Origin of the sequence: Rhizobium sp. WSM4643 (assembly GCF_025152745.1) — a bacterium.
In the GTDB taxonomy this organism is placed as follows: Bacteria; Pseudomonadota; Alphaproteobacteria; order Rhizobiales; family Rhizobiaceae; genus Rhizobium; species Rhizobium leguminosarum_I.
In genome coordinates this window covers 254,698-267,304 of record NZ_CP104040.1, presented here as the reverse complement: position 1 = coordinate 267,304, position 12,607 = coordinate 254,698, and the positions used below count along the sequence as shown (strand labels likewise).

The following is a 12,607-nucleotide window of genomic DNA, read 5'->3' as shown; positions in this document are numbered from 1 at the left end:
GCTGCCATGACCCTTGTTCAACTGGATGCAACGGCGCCGAAATTTTCAAATTCGGCAAGGACGGGTCGGCAGTTGGCTCAACGACCGACAGCGACAGCCAGGCAACAGACAGCCTATTTGCCGGTGATCGAACAGAAACAGCGCGGACCCGCCGCCCCTTCGCCCATGCCGGGACTCAGAGGGGTTGTCTGGACGGGGAACCTGTTGATCCTGGTCTTCATCGTCGGATTGGGAATCTGGTCGATCCTGGCGCCGCTGCAAAGCGCTGCGGTCGCATCGGGCGTTATCGAACCGGAGTCCAGCCGCAAGACCATTCAGCATCTGGAGGGCGGGATTGTCCGACGGATCCTCGTCAGGAACGGCGATACGGTGGTGGCCGGGCAAATCGTAATAGCACTCGACGATACGAAGTCTCGCTCGGAGCGCGACAGTATCCAGGGGCAGCTTTGGGACGCCGAAGGAAGCCGCGCCCGCCTGCTTGCCGAGCAGACGGGCGGCGACCATGTCGCCTATCCCGAGGATCTCAGGGCAGCCATGGACAAATATCCTTCGGTCGGCGCGATTCTGATCGGGCAACAGAAAATCTTCGAGGCCCGCCGCCGGGTCATGCAGGCGGAAATTCAGATCGGTAATGAAAAAATCGCGCAGGTGCGGCAGGAAATCGTCGGGCTTGGCGCGCAGAAGGCGGCACTGGCCGGCAGAGCCGCAATCTCGCAGGAAGAACTGGATCAGGTTACGGTCCTCGCCGCCAAGGGACTTGAACGAAGGAGCAGGCTTCTCAACCTCGAGCGCGAAAGAGCAGACCTTGACGGCCAGCAGGGCCAAGTCGAGGCACAGATCTCTCGCGCCTACCAGGTGATCAGCGAGTCGCAGGCCGATCTCGCAAAGCTTGAGAGCGACCGGTTGAGCGAAGTCGCCCAAGGCATGCGCGATATGGAAAGCCGGATCATGCAATTGCGCGAGCGCCTGCGGGCGATCGACGACCAACTTTCAAGGACCGATATCCGGGCTCCCGAAGATGGAACAATCATGAACCTGCGCATCCACACATCAGGTGGCGTGATCGGCGCGGGCGAACCGCTGGTCGATCTTCTGCCACGCTCCGATTGCCTGATCGTGTCTGCCCATGTCAGACCGGAGGACATCAATCTTGTCCATGCGGGGCTGGAGGCACAGGTGCACCTTCTTCCATACAATCAGCGGCGCGTTCCCCTCCTGAAAGGACGGGTGGAGTATGTGTCAGCCGACCGCCTCGCCGATACGCAAAGCGGCCAACCCTACTTTGCCGCGACGATCCGTGTCACGGACGAGCGGTTGGCGAAAATGAAAGATGTCGCGCTGGTCGCCGGCATGCCCGCACAGACACTGATCGAAACCGGCAAAAGCAGCGTAGCGCTCTATGCTGTCAGACCACTGCTCGACAGTTTCAACAGAGCATTTCGCGAGGACTGAGACCGTGATGGGCAAGCGAAAATTCGACGACGACCAGATTACCGGTATTCTGAAGGAACACCAAGCCGGGGTGACGGTGGCAGATGTTTGCCACAAGCACGGTATCAGCGAGCCGACCTTCTATCGGTGGCAATCCCTGCAGTTCGGGAATGTCGGTCTCCATGCCAAAAGGTTGAGAGCACTGGAGGAGGAGAACCAGAAGCTCAAGAAGCTTTTGGCCGAATCGATGCTTTCGGCGGCAACACTGAGCGAGATGCTGGCGAAGACATTGAAAGGGCGACACTAAGGCCACTTCGAACAATAATCGCACGATTACGGCGGCTGGCGCGGTTTGATCGTGTAATTCCTTTGGGGTGGAAGGGTCGCCAGCGATGTTGAGGCTCGCCATCTCGGCGTCGGGCGCGCGGATAACGCCCACACTCCAATGCGCTGGCGCCACGTGCGGTCTAGGCAACCACGAACTCGGTCGTGCGGGCGGTGATGCCGACACTGACGAAGCCCCGTTGGCGGCCACGTCGTGGACCCCCGTAAGGCGCCACCTGCCGAGGGCGGCCTGGCGCCCGAGGTCGTGGATCTTGACGCTCGGAGGCGCCTTCCGGCGGGAGCCGGCCGAACGGTCGGGCGGCAATGGCGCCGCCCGGCCTGATCCTCTATTGGCTTGCGGCGGTCGTCGGATCGCATGATACCTTCGGATTCATGTCGGCGAAAGTACCTGTCGGGTTGCCCTTCCAGGCCCAGACATGCAGTTCGTAGAATTCACCCAGGCCGTAGCGGTTGGGCGCGCTGTTGAAATTGAACAGATGTCCGTCCAGCGCGGCCGGCCCCTTCGAGGTAATGTATTCGACCGCTATCAGCTTGAGCGTGCCGTCGGCCATGGGCTCGTACATGACGGCTTCGGGGCGAGCCAGATCGATCTTGTCGTCTTTCAAGTACTGGCCATTGACATAGTGGATGCCCATGGCCCCTCCGGTGATGCCGCTGGCGCAGGGGATGGGCGCATAGCCCTCCGATGTGGCAGCCTTGACGTCAAGAAAACGGCTGTTCGCAGCCCGAACCTTGTCGGCCAGCGGATTGGGACCGGTTTCAGGCGCGGCGGCCTTCTGATGCGCCTGTGCGAATGTGGCGCAGGAGGACAGCACGGCCGCGGCCATGAGAAGCCTGTTGTAAAAGTTGATTGTCATATTCATTCCATTCTTCCTGAGAAGCACAGCAGGCCGGCCGTCGAAAATATGAAGGTCCGATAGGCAAGCGCTGTGTTGTTGCTTGGTGATCCCGAATTCGAGGCTACGAGTTCCGGGAAGAATCACCCCTTCGGCAGATAGGAAATCGTTCCAGCCAGATCGGTGTTGTCGATCAACTGGAAACGGCTGTCGCTGCCGCCCTGACGGGCCGACACGAAGGGAGCGTAGGCGGGATCGTTGGTGAAGGCGCGCGCCGCCACCTCCGACGGGAACTCCATCAGGGCGATCAGGGTTGTGTCGAGCGGCTTGCCTTCAAGCGTCTCCACGTTGCCGCTGCGCGACAGATATCTGCCTCCGTGCTTGTGAACGAGGTCGTGGACCGAAGCGGCGTAGGCCGGCATCCACTGTGGGTCCTTCACCTTGATGTCTGCAATGACGTAAACGGTCATGGGTTATGTCTCCTGGTTGCGGCGCACAGGCCATCCCGCGCGCCGGACAAAGGGCTCGCATGGTAAGGGGCCTGCCAGCCAGTCCTCGAACTGTACTGGGCCGGTACAGTTTCTGTACTCGCCGCACCGCGGGCGAAGGCCTATGGTTCTCGAGAGGTTGGAAGGAGAGGCTAAAATCATGACTGAGCACGGATACAAGCAGTTCTGCCCGCTATCGATGGCCGCCGAGGTGCTGTGCACCCGCTGGACGATGGTACTGATGCGCGAATTGGTGGCGGGGTCGACCCGTTTCAACGATCTGCGCCGCGGCGTGCCAAAAATGTCGCCGACCCTTCTGTCGCAACGGCTCAAGGAGCTCGAACTGGCGGGAATCGTCGTGCGCAAGGAGATCCAGGGCGAGAAGGGCATCTTCGAATATCAGCTGACGGAAGCGGGCCGTGATTTGCGCCCCGTTGTCGAAGCGATGGGCTTCTGGGGACAGAAATGGGTCGAATCCCGGCTGTCCCTGAAGAATCTCGATCCGTCGCTTCTGATGTGGGACATGCGGCGCAATCTGAACCCCTCCCCGCTACCCGAGGGCAGAACGGTGATACAATTTCTGTATCAGGACCTGCCGGCGTCCAAACGGTCGTGGTGGCTGATCGTCGAAAAGCATGGTGAGGTCGATCTGTGCTGGTACGATCCGGGGTTCGACGTTAACCTTTATGTTTCGACCAACCTGCACACCATGACCGAGATCTGGATGGGGCTGGTCACGGTCGAGAAGGCCGGAGCGAAGGTCGCCTTGACCGGCGACCATGATATCGCAAAGAAAATGCAGACGTGGCTGGGGCTCAGCCCCTTTGCGATCGAACCGAAGCGCGCGGCCTAGCAGAGGCGAGTGCTCCCCCCTGCATATCAGGCGTGAGGCATAGACTAAGCCGCTGAAATATCTACACTATTCGATAGTGTGTATATGATATTAGTTTTAGGGGGCCGAATGGTGCCCAGGACCGGAATCGAACCAGTGACACGCGGATTTTCAATCCGCTGCTCTACCAACTGAGCTACCTGGGCTAACCTGCTTCCAATGGTTCTTTTCAAGAAAAGAACCGCGGGGCCTTGGTTCACCCCGGAAGCGAGCGGGGTTATAGCATCTTGTTCGCCCATGGCAAGCGTCAAATGACTCTTTTTTGACGGTCTTGCCGGCTTTGCGGATTCATGAGGAAAAATAAGAGCTTCGCGGGCGGAATTCTCTAGTTTTCCTCATCCGGATAGTCGGCCTTCGTCTCATCGTCGGCAACCGGAATGGCATAGGCGCCGGTCAGCCAACGGGAGAGATCGGCCTCGCGGCAGCGGTTGGAGCAGAAGGGGTAATGTTCGCGGTGGGAAGGTTTGCCGCATTCGGGGCAAGGGCGGGTCTTGCGCAGCGGTTCGACCTTGGCGGCGGCTTTCTTGTCTTCAGGCATATCGGTCCGTCCTAAAGCATGTCGCGTAAAGGTGTGTCGCGGTTTTGCGACAACGACATGCGTAAAAACAAAGCCTTAAAGCGCAACGCGCGGATCTGAAAGATCGTGGCGCGCTTTAAGCATCGGCCGTCGGGCTCAGCCCTCGGGCCACCGGCTATGCACATCGAAGCCTTCGCCGGTCAAAAGCAGAATGGTTTCATAAAGCGGCAGGCCGACGACATTGGTGTAGGAGCCCACCATCTTCTGCACGAAGGTGCCGGCAAGGCCCTGGATGCCGTAGGCGCCTGCCTTGCCGCGCCACTGGCCGGAAGCCAGGTAGTTCTCGATCTCGAAGCCGGAGAGACGCTTGAAGCGCACCTTGGTCTCGACGATCTTCTGACGGATCTTGCGATCCGGCGTCACCAGGCAAACGCCGGTGTAGACCATATGGTTGCGTCCCGACAAGAGATGCAGCGAGTTCAACGCCTCATCGGCGAACTCAGCCTTGCCGAGGATGCGCCGTCCAACGGCGACCACCGTATCGGCAGATAGGATATAGCTGCCCTTCCAGGTGATATCGCCCTTGATGGCGGCAAGGGCTGCTTCCGCCTTCTCAGCCGAAAGCCTGCGGGCGAGCGACCGCGGATGCTCCGATTTCTTCGGCGCCTCGTCGATATCCATCGGCATCAGGCGCGAGGGCTCGATGCCGGCCTGGTTGAGCAGGTCGACGCGACGGGGCGAGCCCGAGGCCAGAATGAGCTTGTATTTCAGCGCCATGGAACCTCGACCATCGGCAGACGGGAGTGGGGCAAGCTTACTTGAAACGGTAGGTGATACGGCCCTTGGTCAAATCGTAGGGCGTCATTTCGACAAGCACCTTGTCGCCGGCGAGAACGCGGATGCGGTTCTTGCGCATGCGGCCGGCGGTGTGGGCGATGATCTCGTGTTCGTTTTCGAGCTTCACGCGGAACGTCGCATTCGGCAGAAGTTCGGTGACGATTCCCGGGAATTCGAGGACTTCTTCTTTAGGCATATAAGTGTTTTCTTCCTGTGAGTTGAATAGGCAGCGCAGCGCGCGCCTTGAAATTTGGGCGGAAACTACACAATCAACGAAGCTTTGTGAACCTTGTTGATCAGGCTTTCCTTTATTTGTTTTCATGCCGATTGCGCGGCAATGCCATTTCGCTTGAGTAGCCGGCTTTCGATGAGGCCGGCCAGGTGATCGCGGACCTCGCGATAGCTTTGCAGAATCTGCTCGCGCGTTCCGCTCGCAACCGTTGGATCCATGGTCGGCCAGTAGATGACATCGACCGCACTCGACCGCGTCAGTTCGAGTGCTGCGTGATGGGCCTGCGGCGACAGCGTGATGATCAGATCGAAATAATCGTCCTCGAGCTCTTCCAGCGTCTGCGGCTGGCGGCGCCCGAGGGAAAGCCCGATCTCCTCGAGCACTGCATCCACGAAGGGATCGCGCTCGCCGGCGCGAACGCCAGCGGACCTGATATAAGTATTGGCGGGCAGAATACCACGGGCGATCGCTTCTGCCATCGGCGAGCGGATGGCATTCATCCCGCACATGAAGAGTATGGCGCCTGGCCGCTTTCCCTCTTCGATGTCGACGGCGCGCTCCATCGCCGTCATCCGCGCCAGTAGAGCACGCAGACCAGCGTGAAAAGGCGCCGGGCGGTATCGAAATCGACCTCTATCTTGCCGGCCAGCCTATCCTTCAGCGTCTGCGAGCCTTCATTGTGGATGCCGCGCCGGCCCATGTCGATCGCCTCGATGCGGCTCGGCGTCGACGAACGGATCGCTTCGTAATAGCTCTCGCAGATCATGAAGTAATCCTTGACGATCCGCCGGAAGGGCGTGAGCGACAGGATATGGGTGGCGACGCCGCCACCCTCTTCGGTGGTGATGGCGAAAACCAGCTTCGAATCGACCAGCGAGATGTTCAGCCGGTAAGGCCCGCCGGCATGGCCGAGCGGCTCGAACCTGTTCTCCTCGATCAGATCGAAGATGGCGACGGCGCGTTCATGCTCGACGTCGGGCGTCGAACGGCCGATCGTATCGTCAAGGACGACGTCGCAAAGCCGGAAATCGCCCTTCGCCATGCCCTCACCTTTCGAGGTTGAGGCGGATCGCGACCGATCGCGCATGGGCATCTAGGCCTTCGGAAACGGCAAGGGCGATCGCCGCCGGGCCGAGGGTGCGGAGCTGCTGCGGGCCGAGACGCAGGATCGAGGTGCGCTTGACGAAATCGAGCACCGAAAGACCGGAGGAGAAGCGCGCCGACCGCGCCGTCGGCAGCACATGGTTCGAACCGCCGACATAATCGCCGATCACCTCAGGCGTATGGGCGCCGATGAAGATCGCGCCGGCATTACGAATGCCGTCGAGCAGCCGGTCCGGATCGGCGACGGCGAGTTCCAGATGCTCGGCAGCGATACGGTTTGCCAGCGGAATGGCCTGTTTCAGATCAGCAACGAGGATGACCGCGCCGAAATCGCGCCAACTCGCTGCCGCCGTCTCGGCCCTGGTCAGCGTCTTCAGCTGGCGTTCGACCGCCTGCTCCACCGCTTTGCCGAATGCGGCATCGTCGGTGATTAGGATCGCCTGGGAACTAACGTCGTGCTCAGCCTGCGCCAAGAGGTCGGCGGCGATCCAATCCGGATTATTGTCCTTGTCTGCAATGACCAAAACCTCGGAAGGGCCGGCGATCATATCGATGCCGACGGTGCCGAAGACATGGCGCTTGGCGGCGGCGACATAGGCATTGCCGGGGCCGGTGATCTTGGCGACTGGGGCGATCGTCTCGGTGCCGTAAGCAAGAGCCGCGATCGCCTGGGCGCCGCCGACACGATAAATCTCCGTGACGCCGACAAGCTTGGCGGCGGCAAGCACCGCCGGGTTGACGGCGCCGCCGGTGGCGGGAACGGCGATAACGATGCGATCGACGCCGGCGACCTTGGCCGGTACGGCATTCATCAGCACCGAGCTCGGATAACTCGCGGTGCCGCCCGGAACATAGAGCCCGACCGCTTCGATCGCCGTCCATCGCGAGCCGAGACCGACGCCCATATCGTCCTCGTAGATATCGTCCTTCGGGAGCTGCCGGCGATGATGGGATTCGATGCGCAGTGCGGCGAGCTTCAGCGCCCCCAACACTTCCGAAGGCACCGCCTCGACGGCGGCGTCGATTTCCTCTGATGTGACGCGCATCGGGATTTTGGCGTAATCGATGCCGTCGAATTTCAGCGAATATTCGGCCAACGCGCTGTCGCCGCGAGCTTTGATATCATCGATGATGGCGCGAACGACGATGTTCACATCCTCGGAGACTTCACGCTTCGTCGTCAGAAAGGCGGCAAAATGCTGCTCGAAACCTTCCGATGCCTGATCCAGCCAGATTGCCAAGGCCGATATTCCTTCTCAACTCGAAACTGCGATGTTCAAACTCAAGGCGTCAAGCACTAGCGGTGGCGAGGCTTGGCGACAGCCGCCCAAGCACCGCCGATATCGGCCATCTGGACCTCGATGCATTCGACATCGAGCGCAATCGACGCCGTGCCCGACAGCGCCAGCTCGACCGTACCATCAGGCCCCTCGCCCTTCTTTTCGAAGCGCAGCGCCAGCAGCGACAGCACCTCGTCACGTTTGCCACGATCGATGCCGAGCGAACGGACGGCAAGCACGCGCTTGAAGACCAGGGCAGCGCGGCGGCGCTCGAAACCCCTGCGCTTGCGCTCGGCACCTTCCCAGACGAAACGATTGACGGCAAGCGCGAACTGCGCGTCGCGCGGCGACCAGTCGATGTCGCCGACCTTGAAGACGCTGTCCTGCATATGCGCGGAAATGATCGCAAGATCCTCGTCATCGAGCGCAACAAGTTTCAGGTCGGTCATTCCGTCTCATCCCATTGGCGGCCAAGGCCGAGCACCGCCGGAATGGCGATGCGTCAGACAAGGGAAATAAGGCGCTGCGGCCAATTACGCAACCAGGATAAAGGGCGCCTTAGCACCCTCTCCTCATTCGCTGATGCGCTCGACAATGGCGCCGCAGCGGGTCAGCTTTTCCTCGAGCCGCTCGAAACCGCGGTCGAGGTGATAGACGCGGGAGACGGTGGTTTCGCCCTCGGCGGCAAGGCCGGCGATGACGAGCGAGACTGAGGCGCGCAGATCGGTCGCCATAACAGGCGCGCCGCGCAGGCGTTGGACACCCTCGATCTTCGCCGTCTGGCCGGACAGCGAGATCCTGGCGCCGAGGCGGGCAAGCTCCTGCACATGCATGAAGCGGTTTTCGAAGATGGTCTCGGTGACATGCGAGACGCCGGAAGAACGGGTCATCAGCGCCATGAACTGCGCCTGCAGATCTGTGGGGAAACCCGGGAAAGGATCGGTGACGATATCGACCGGTCTGATGCCGGCGCCGTTGCGCTTGATGCGCATGCCGTTGTTGGTCGACGAGATTTCCGCACCGGCGCGGCGCAGCGTTTCCAGCGCGGTTTCGAGCAACGCCATGTCGGTATTTTCGAGCACGACGTCGCCGCCGGCCATGGCGACGGCCATGGCATAGGTGCCGGTCTCGATGCGATCCGGCAGAACGCGATGGCGAGCGCCGGAGAGCGAGGTGACACCTTCGATGGTGATCGTCGCCGTGCCGGCGCCGGTAATTTTGGCGCCCATGGCGTTCAGGCAGTTGGCGAGATCGACGACCTCAGGCTCGCGGGCGGCATTGCCGATGACAGTCGTGCCGCGGGCAAGCGTTGCCGCCATCATCACCACATGGGTGGCACCGACGGAGACCTTCGGGAAGGTGTAGCGTGCGCCGATCAGGCCGCCGGCAGGCGCCTTGGCGTTGATATAACCGGCATCGATCTCCATGGTCGCGCCGAGCGCCGTCAGGCCCTCGATGAAGAGATCGACGGGGCGCGTGCCGATGGCACAGCCGCCCGGCAGCGAAACGCGGCAATGGCCTTCGCGCGCCAAGAGCGGCCCGATGACCCAGAAGGAGGCGCGCATCTTCGAGACCAGTTCATAGGATGCGGTGGTATCGACGATGGTGCGGCAGGTGAAATGGATCGTGCGCGCATAGGAGTCTTCCTGGCGCTCGCGCCGCCCGTTGACGGCGACGTCGACGCCGTGGTTGCCGAGGATGCGCATCAGCAGCTCGACATCGGCCAGGTGCGGCACGTTTTCGAGCGTCAGCGTGTCGCTGGTCAGAAGCGAGGCGATCATCAGCGGCAGTGCAGCATTCTTGGCGCCGGAAATCGGAATGATGCCATTCAGCTCATTACCGCCGACGATTCTGATACGATCCATGTGCGCTTACGGGCAGCGCCCGCCTTTCCTGAAAGTTCTGCCTTGAAATAAGGAGTGAGGTGTTTAGGGGATTTATCGACACGCTTCAATTCGCGACGGACGGAACATTACGATTCGTCCATTTTTGCGGCGGGCAGTCCATTTGTTTCGTCGGCTTGGCCGGAACGGCGGGCGCGGACCTGCTGTTTGCGTCTCCCCAGATTTTCCCTGAGCTTTTCGGCGGCGCGTTCACGGCGCAGTTTCGCCTGTGCCTCGATCGCCTCTTTACGGCTCTTCTGGCCGGTTTCGGTCTTGTCGTTCATGTGAGCAGAATTAGCTGAATTCGCGCCAATCCAAAAGTCCCTTGCATCTCTATCCACGCGAAGTTTGATTTTGCGGCTTGCGCTTGTCGTCAAGCTGTGGCAATAGCCGCCCCGTTCCCGCAATTGAGCCGCTCGGCTCCGCGGTCTGGTCCTGCTGCCGTAGCTCAGTGGTAGAGCACACCCTTGGTAAGGGTGAGGTCGGTGGTTCAATCCCACTCGGCAGCACCAGTTTTCCAGCAGGTAATCCACATTGTTTCGTCTGCGCTCGTCGAAGCTCAATGACAAGTGGGAAGCAGTAGGCTCCGATGAGCACAATCGGGAATTTCGGTTACGTCGAGATAATAAGGCATGGACAGCGACAACTCCCACCGTTCAAGCAGATCGACAGTTACCTTCGGAACTCCGTCAGATATACCTTCCACATACCATTGCTCTAACGACTCTGCTAACAGCAAACTTGCGCGAAAGGCAGCTATGTCTATCGCACACACAATGCGGCAGATGGCACGGTCCATATATTTCCGCTGCATTCTCGGAACAAACTCAGTAGAAATACGCGTCAGGAAAGCCTCTTCGGCTGATATCGCTGCACCGTGCGCGAGAGCCGGCATAGATAGCGCCGAGCAGAGAAAAGCAGCCTGGATCAATTTTCGATCTAAAACCATGTCGGAGCCCCCTCAGCTTGCCGAACATGGTAGCGACGGCAGCGCGCCGGCGCTATACAACTTATTTGCGACCGATAAAAATTCCTCTTGGCCTGCGTGCGCACGCAACCTCACCCGCAGGCAGACATTTCGTCTCATCAGCAATCAACGATTCACTATTGTTGACCGCAAAAATCACGCTAGAGTAACTATCGCAAAGTCTCCCCGGAGGAACTGGGAGATGCTGCACTTCGTTTCTGTCGAAAATCGTGGAGGAGTGTCGATGGCAACTGAAAGATGGAACAGCCCGGTCAAGGTTGGTTTCGAAGGTGCCGATGCGCGAACGGTCAATGGGCCGTTCGATGCGCTGAAGTGCCTGGCGGATCTCTGGCCGAGTATGCGCGGGCTTCGTTATATCAAGGCTCGTAGTGCCTGCCGGGCGGCGCTCGATGGGCGCAAGAGCGTGGAAGAGGCAAGAGCCGAGTTTCTGGCGGCCGCCGAAGAGGCGAAGCTGAAGCTGCATTAGCAGTTCGGCAAGGAATTTCGGGGCGATTTTCGCCTTCTGGCGCGCGAGCGTGCCGGAACGGGACAATGCTTTAATTTTAGCTTAACCCTGCAACAAGTGCGTGCCGGATTTCGGCGCAAAGGGCGTTGCGCCCGGTACAGCTGCATCAATAGAAGACGACCAGCCATCATGATGATGGTTAGAGGCTCGTCACCTCTGCGGAAACGCAGGCGAGCCTCGTCTGAGCACAGCGGACGCCTCAGCAGTCCGCGCCGCCCTCACTCTCCACTTCGATATAACCGACACCGATGATCGTGCCATCCGATGCGCGGATGAAGGAAGGCAAATACTGAGGCTCTGCCGGCGTGCAGGCGATGGCCCCGGTATATTCGTTGAGGGCGATCTGGTCCTTCGGCAAAGCGGAATAATTTGTGCCGGTTTCCAGCGAGGCGTAGGCGGAGCTGGCAAAGACACTGCCTGAAATCAAGGTGATTGCCCAAAGGCGAAGAAGCAACGACATGAGGGTCTCCAGCGTTTAGATCCGGCATTTCAACACGCTGGAGAGCACTTGGTTCCCTTCATGCATCGCAAGGACAGGTGAGCAGAGAGCCGGGGCACCCATCTTGCGATTTCAGCGTCGCAGCAGACGGCTGCGCACATAGCCTCGGCCGACGACGCTCTCGGCAATCTCGATCGCCCGCTCGACATCACCCCGCCGGCGTATGAAACCTTCCAGGATTACATATGAGCCCGATATGTCGACGATGATTTCCGCCACTTCGATATCGTCGACTGCATGAAGGGCGCTCTCCACCGAGGCGCGTGTCGCCGCGTCGCTGTGATCCTGACGGCCGGATTCCTCATGGTTCGTGAATGCTGCAAAGCCGAGCACAGTGGCCTCTCCTGATGTCAGTTGATATCCGTTAACGCCTCGGCAAAGCATTTCGTTGCGGTGCGCTGGGCTATTTCCCGTGGACCCTGGCATGGACGATCCTTGGCGAAAGGCGCCGCGGCTTCCATATCTGGCTGCAGTCGAATGAGGGATGATGACGATGAAAGCGCTTCTGCCCGCCTTGCTTGCCGGGGCATTGCTTGCCGGTTGCTCTTCGGCCGATAGGCCGGCGCTGGAACCCATTCCGGGCAGCATCACCTATGGCGGCCAGCCGCGAACGAAGCTCACCAAATCGCCGGTCGGCAGCGTCGTCTACAACCAGTTTTACAACGGAACGGGCCAGCGCGTTGAGGAAACCTATATCCTTCAGCCCGACCGCAGCCTGAAGCTGGTACGGCGCGAGATCGGTCCGGATTTCCCCGACTGAGATGTTGCTT

The 12,607-nt window shown here is 60.1% G+C and carries 17 protein-coding genes, 2 tRNA genes and 1 pseudogene; 6 read left to right on the top strand and 14 right to left on the bottom strand.

Going from position 1 to position 12,607, the window contains the following annotated elements; translation table 11 throughout:
* Window positions 1–6 precede the first annotated feature (6 nt).
* Window positions 7–1,452, top strand: coding sequence for an HlyD family type I secretion periplasmic adaptor subunit (locus N1937_RS01340; RefSeq protein WP_260057261.1), 1,446 nt, complete (start codon window positions 7–9; stop codon window positions 1,450–1,452).
* A 7-nt stretch (window positions 1,453–1,459) separates the two neighbouring features.
* A pseudogene (locus N1937_RS01335) lies at window positions 1,460–1,723 on the top strand (transposase); the annotation flags it as partial.
* Window positions 1,724–2,102: 379 nt separating this feature from the next.
* On the opposite strand, the gene N1937_RS01330 reads toward N1937_RS01335, so the two are convergent.
* Window positions 2,103–2,633, bottom strand: coding sequence for a hypothetical protein (locus N1937_RS01330; protein ID WP_260059040.1), 531 nt, complete (start codon window positions 2,631–2,633; stop codon window positions 2,103–2,105).
* Window positions 2,634–2,755: 122 nt separating this feature from the next.
* On the bottom strand, window positions 2,756–3,082 hold the full coding sequence (locus N1937_RS01325) for a DUF1330 domain-containing protein (RefSeq protein ID WP_170281055.1): 327 nt from the start codon (window positions 3,080–3,082) through the stop codon (window positions 2,756–2,758).
* A gap of 178 nt (window positions 3,083–3,260) precedes the next feature.
* Here N1937_RS01325 and N1937_RS01320 point away from each other — a divergent pair, with 178 nt between their 5' ends.
* A complete protein-coding gene (locus N1937_RS01320) occupies window positions 3,261–3,953 on the top strand; it encodes a winged helix-turn-helix transcriptional regulator (RefSeq protein WP_260059039.1) in 693 nt (230 codons plus the stop codon).
* A 109-nt stretch (window positions 3,954–4,062) separates the two neighbouring features.
* On the opposite strand, the gene N1937_RS01315 is transcribed toward N1937_RS01320, so the two are convergent.
* From N1937_RS01315 to N1937_RS01270, 10 genes are all read right to left on the bottom strand, one after another.
* Window positions 4,063–4,138, bottom strand: a tRNA-Phe gene (locus N1937_RS01315).
* 179 nt (window positions 4,139–4,317) lie between these two features.
* On the bottom strand, window positions 4,318–4,530 hold the full coding sequence (yacG, locus tag N1937_RS01310; RefSeq protein ID WP_012755993.1) for a DNA gyrase inhibitor YacG: 213 nt from the start codon (window positions 4,528–4,530) through the stop codon (window positions 4,318–4,320).
* 135 nt (window positions 4,531–4,665) lie between these two features.
* Window positions 4,666–5,286 (bottom strand): Maf-like protein, encoded by a 621-nt coding sequence (locus N1937_RS01305; RefSeq protein ID WP_003556345.1) that lies wholly within the window; start codon window positions 5,284–5,286, stop codon window positions 4,666–4,668.
* 37 nt (window positions 5,287–5,323) lie between these two features.
* The gene (gene infA / locus N1937_RS01300) at window positions 5,324–5,542 is read right to left on the bottom strand and encodes a translation initiation factor IF-1 (protein WP_003545338.1); all 219 of its coding nucleotides are present in this window, start codon (window positions 5,540–5,542) and stop codon (window positions 5,324–5,326) included.
* A gap of 122 nt (window positions 5,543–5,664) precedes the next feature.
* Window positions 5,665–6,150, bottom strand: coding sequence for an arsenate-mycothiol transferase ArsC (locus N1937_RS01295; protein ID WP_170262281.1), 486 nt, complete (start codon window positions 6,148–6,150; stop codon window positions 5,665–5,667).
* On the bottom strand, window positions 6,147–6,620 hold the full coding sequence (locus N1937_RS01290) for a UPF0262 family protein (protein ID WP_003545319.1): 474 nt from the start codon (window positions 6,618–6,620) through the stop codon (window positions 6,147–6,149). Before N1937_RS01290 ends, N1937_RS01295 begins: the two co-directional genes overlap by 4 nt.
* A 4-nt stretch (window positions 6,621–6,624) precedes the next feature.
* Window positions 6,625–7,923 carry a histidinol dehydrogenase gene (gene hisD / locus N1937_RS01285; RefSeq protein WP_162119245.1) on the bottom strand — a complete coding sequence of 433 codons (1,299 nt, stop codon included), beginning with the start codon at window positions 7,921–7,923 and terminating at the stop codon, window positions 6,625–6,627.
* 56 nt (window positions 7,924–7,979) lie between these two features.
* The gene (locus N1937_RS01280) at window positions 7,980–8,411 is read right to left on the bottom strand and encodes a DUF2948 family protein (protein WP_017966945.1); all 432 of its coding nucleotides are present in this window, start codon (window positions 8,409–8,411) and stop codon (window positions 7,980–7,982) included.
* Between the two features lie 123 nt (window positions 8,412–8,534).
* A complete protein-coding gene (gene murA / locus N1937_RS01275; protein ID WP_017966944.1) occupies window positions 8,535–9,827 on the bottom strand; it encodes a UDP-N-acetylglucosamine 1-carboxyvinyltransferase in 1,293 nt (430 codons plus the stop codon).
* A 107-nt stretch (window positions 9,828–9,934) separates the two neighbouring features.
* Window positions 9,935–10,129: a hypothetical protein gene (locus N1937_RS01270; RefSeq protein ID WP_162119243.1), complete on the bottom strand. Its 195-nt coding sequence runs from the start codon at window positions 10,127–10,129 to the stop codon at window positions 9,935–9,937.
* 153 nt (window positions 10,130–10,282) lie between these two features.
* On the opposite strand from N1937_RS01270, the gene N1937_RS01265 reads away from it, so the two are divergent.
* Together N1937_RS01265 and N1937_RS01255 are read left to right on the top strand one after the other, a co-directional pair.
* Window positions 10,283–10,357, top strand: a tRNA-Thr gene (locus N1937_RS01265).
* A 699-nt stretch (window positions 10,358–11,056) separates the two neighbouring features.
* Window positions 11,057–11,299, top strand: coding sequence for a DUF982 domain-containing protein (locus N1937_RS01255; protein WP_011650393.1), 243 nt, complete (start codon window positions 11,057–11,059; stop codon window positions 11,297–11,299).
* A 238-nt stretch (window positions 11,300–11,537) separates the two neighbouring features.
* On the opposite strand, the gene N1937_RS01250 is transcribed toward N1937_RS01255, so the two are convergent.
* Together N1937_RS01250 and N1937_RS01245 are read right to left on the bottom strand one after the other, a co-directional pair.
* Window positions 11,538–11,798, bottom strand: a complete 261-nt coding sequence (locus tag N1937_RS01250) for a hypothetical protein (protein ID WP_260057259.1) — start codon at window positions 11,796–11,798, stop codon at window positions 11,538–11,540.
* Between the two features lie 111 nt (window positions 11,799–11,909).
* The gene (locus tag N1937_RS01245) at window positions 11,910–12,170 is read right to left on the bottom strand and encodes a BON domain-containing protein (protein ID WP_170256339.1); all 261 of its coding nucleotides are present in this window, start codon (window positions 12,168–12,170) and stop codon (window positions 11,910–11,912) included.
* A 160-nt stretch (window positions 12,171–12,330) separates the two neighbouring features.
* Between N1937_RS01245 and N1937_RS01240 the strand changes: the two genes are divergently transcribed.
* Window positions 12,331–12,597 carry a hypothetical protein gene (locus N1937_RS01240; protein WP_026154429.1) on the top strand — a complete coding sequence of 89 codons (267 nt, stop codon included), beginning with the start codon at window positions 12,331–12,333 and terminating at the stop codon, window positions 12,595–12,597.
* Window positions 12,598–12,607 lie beyond the last annotated feature (10 nt).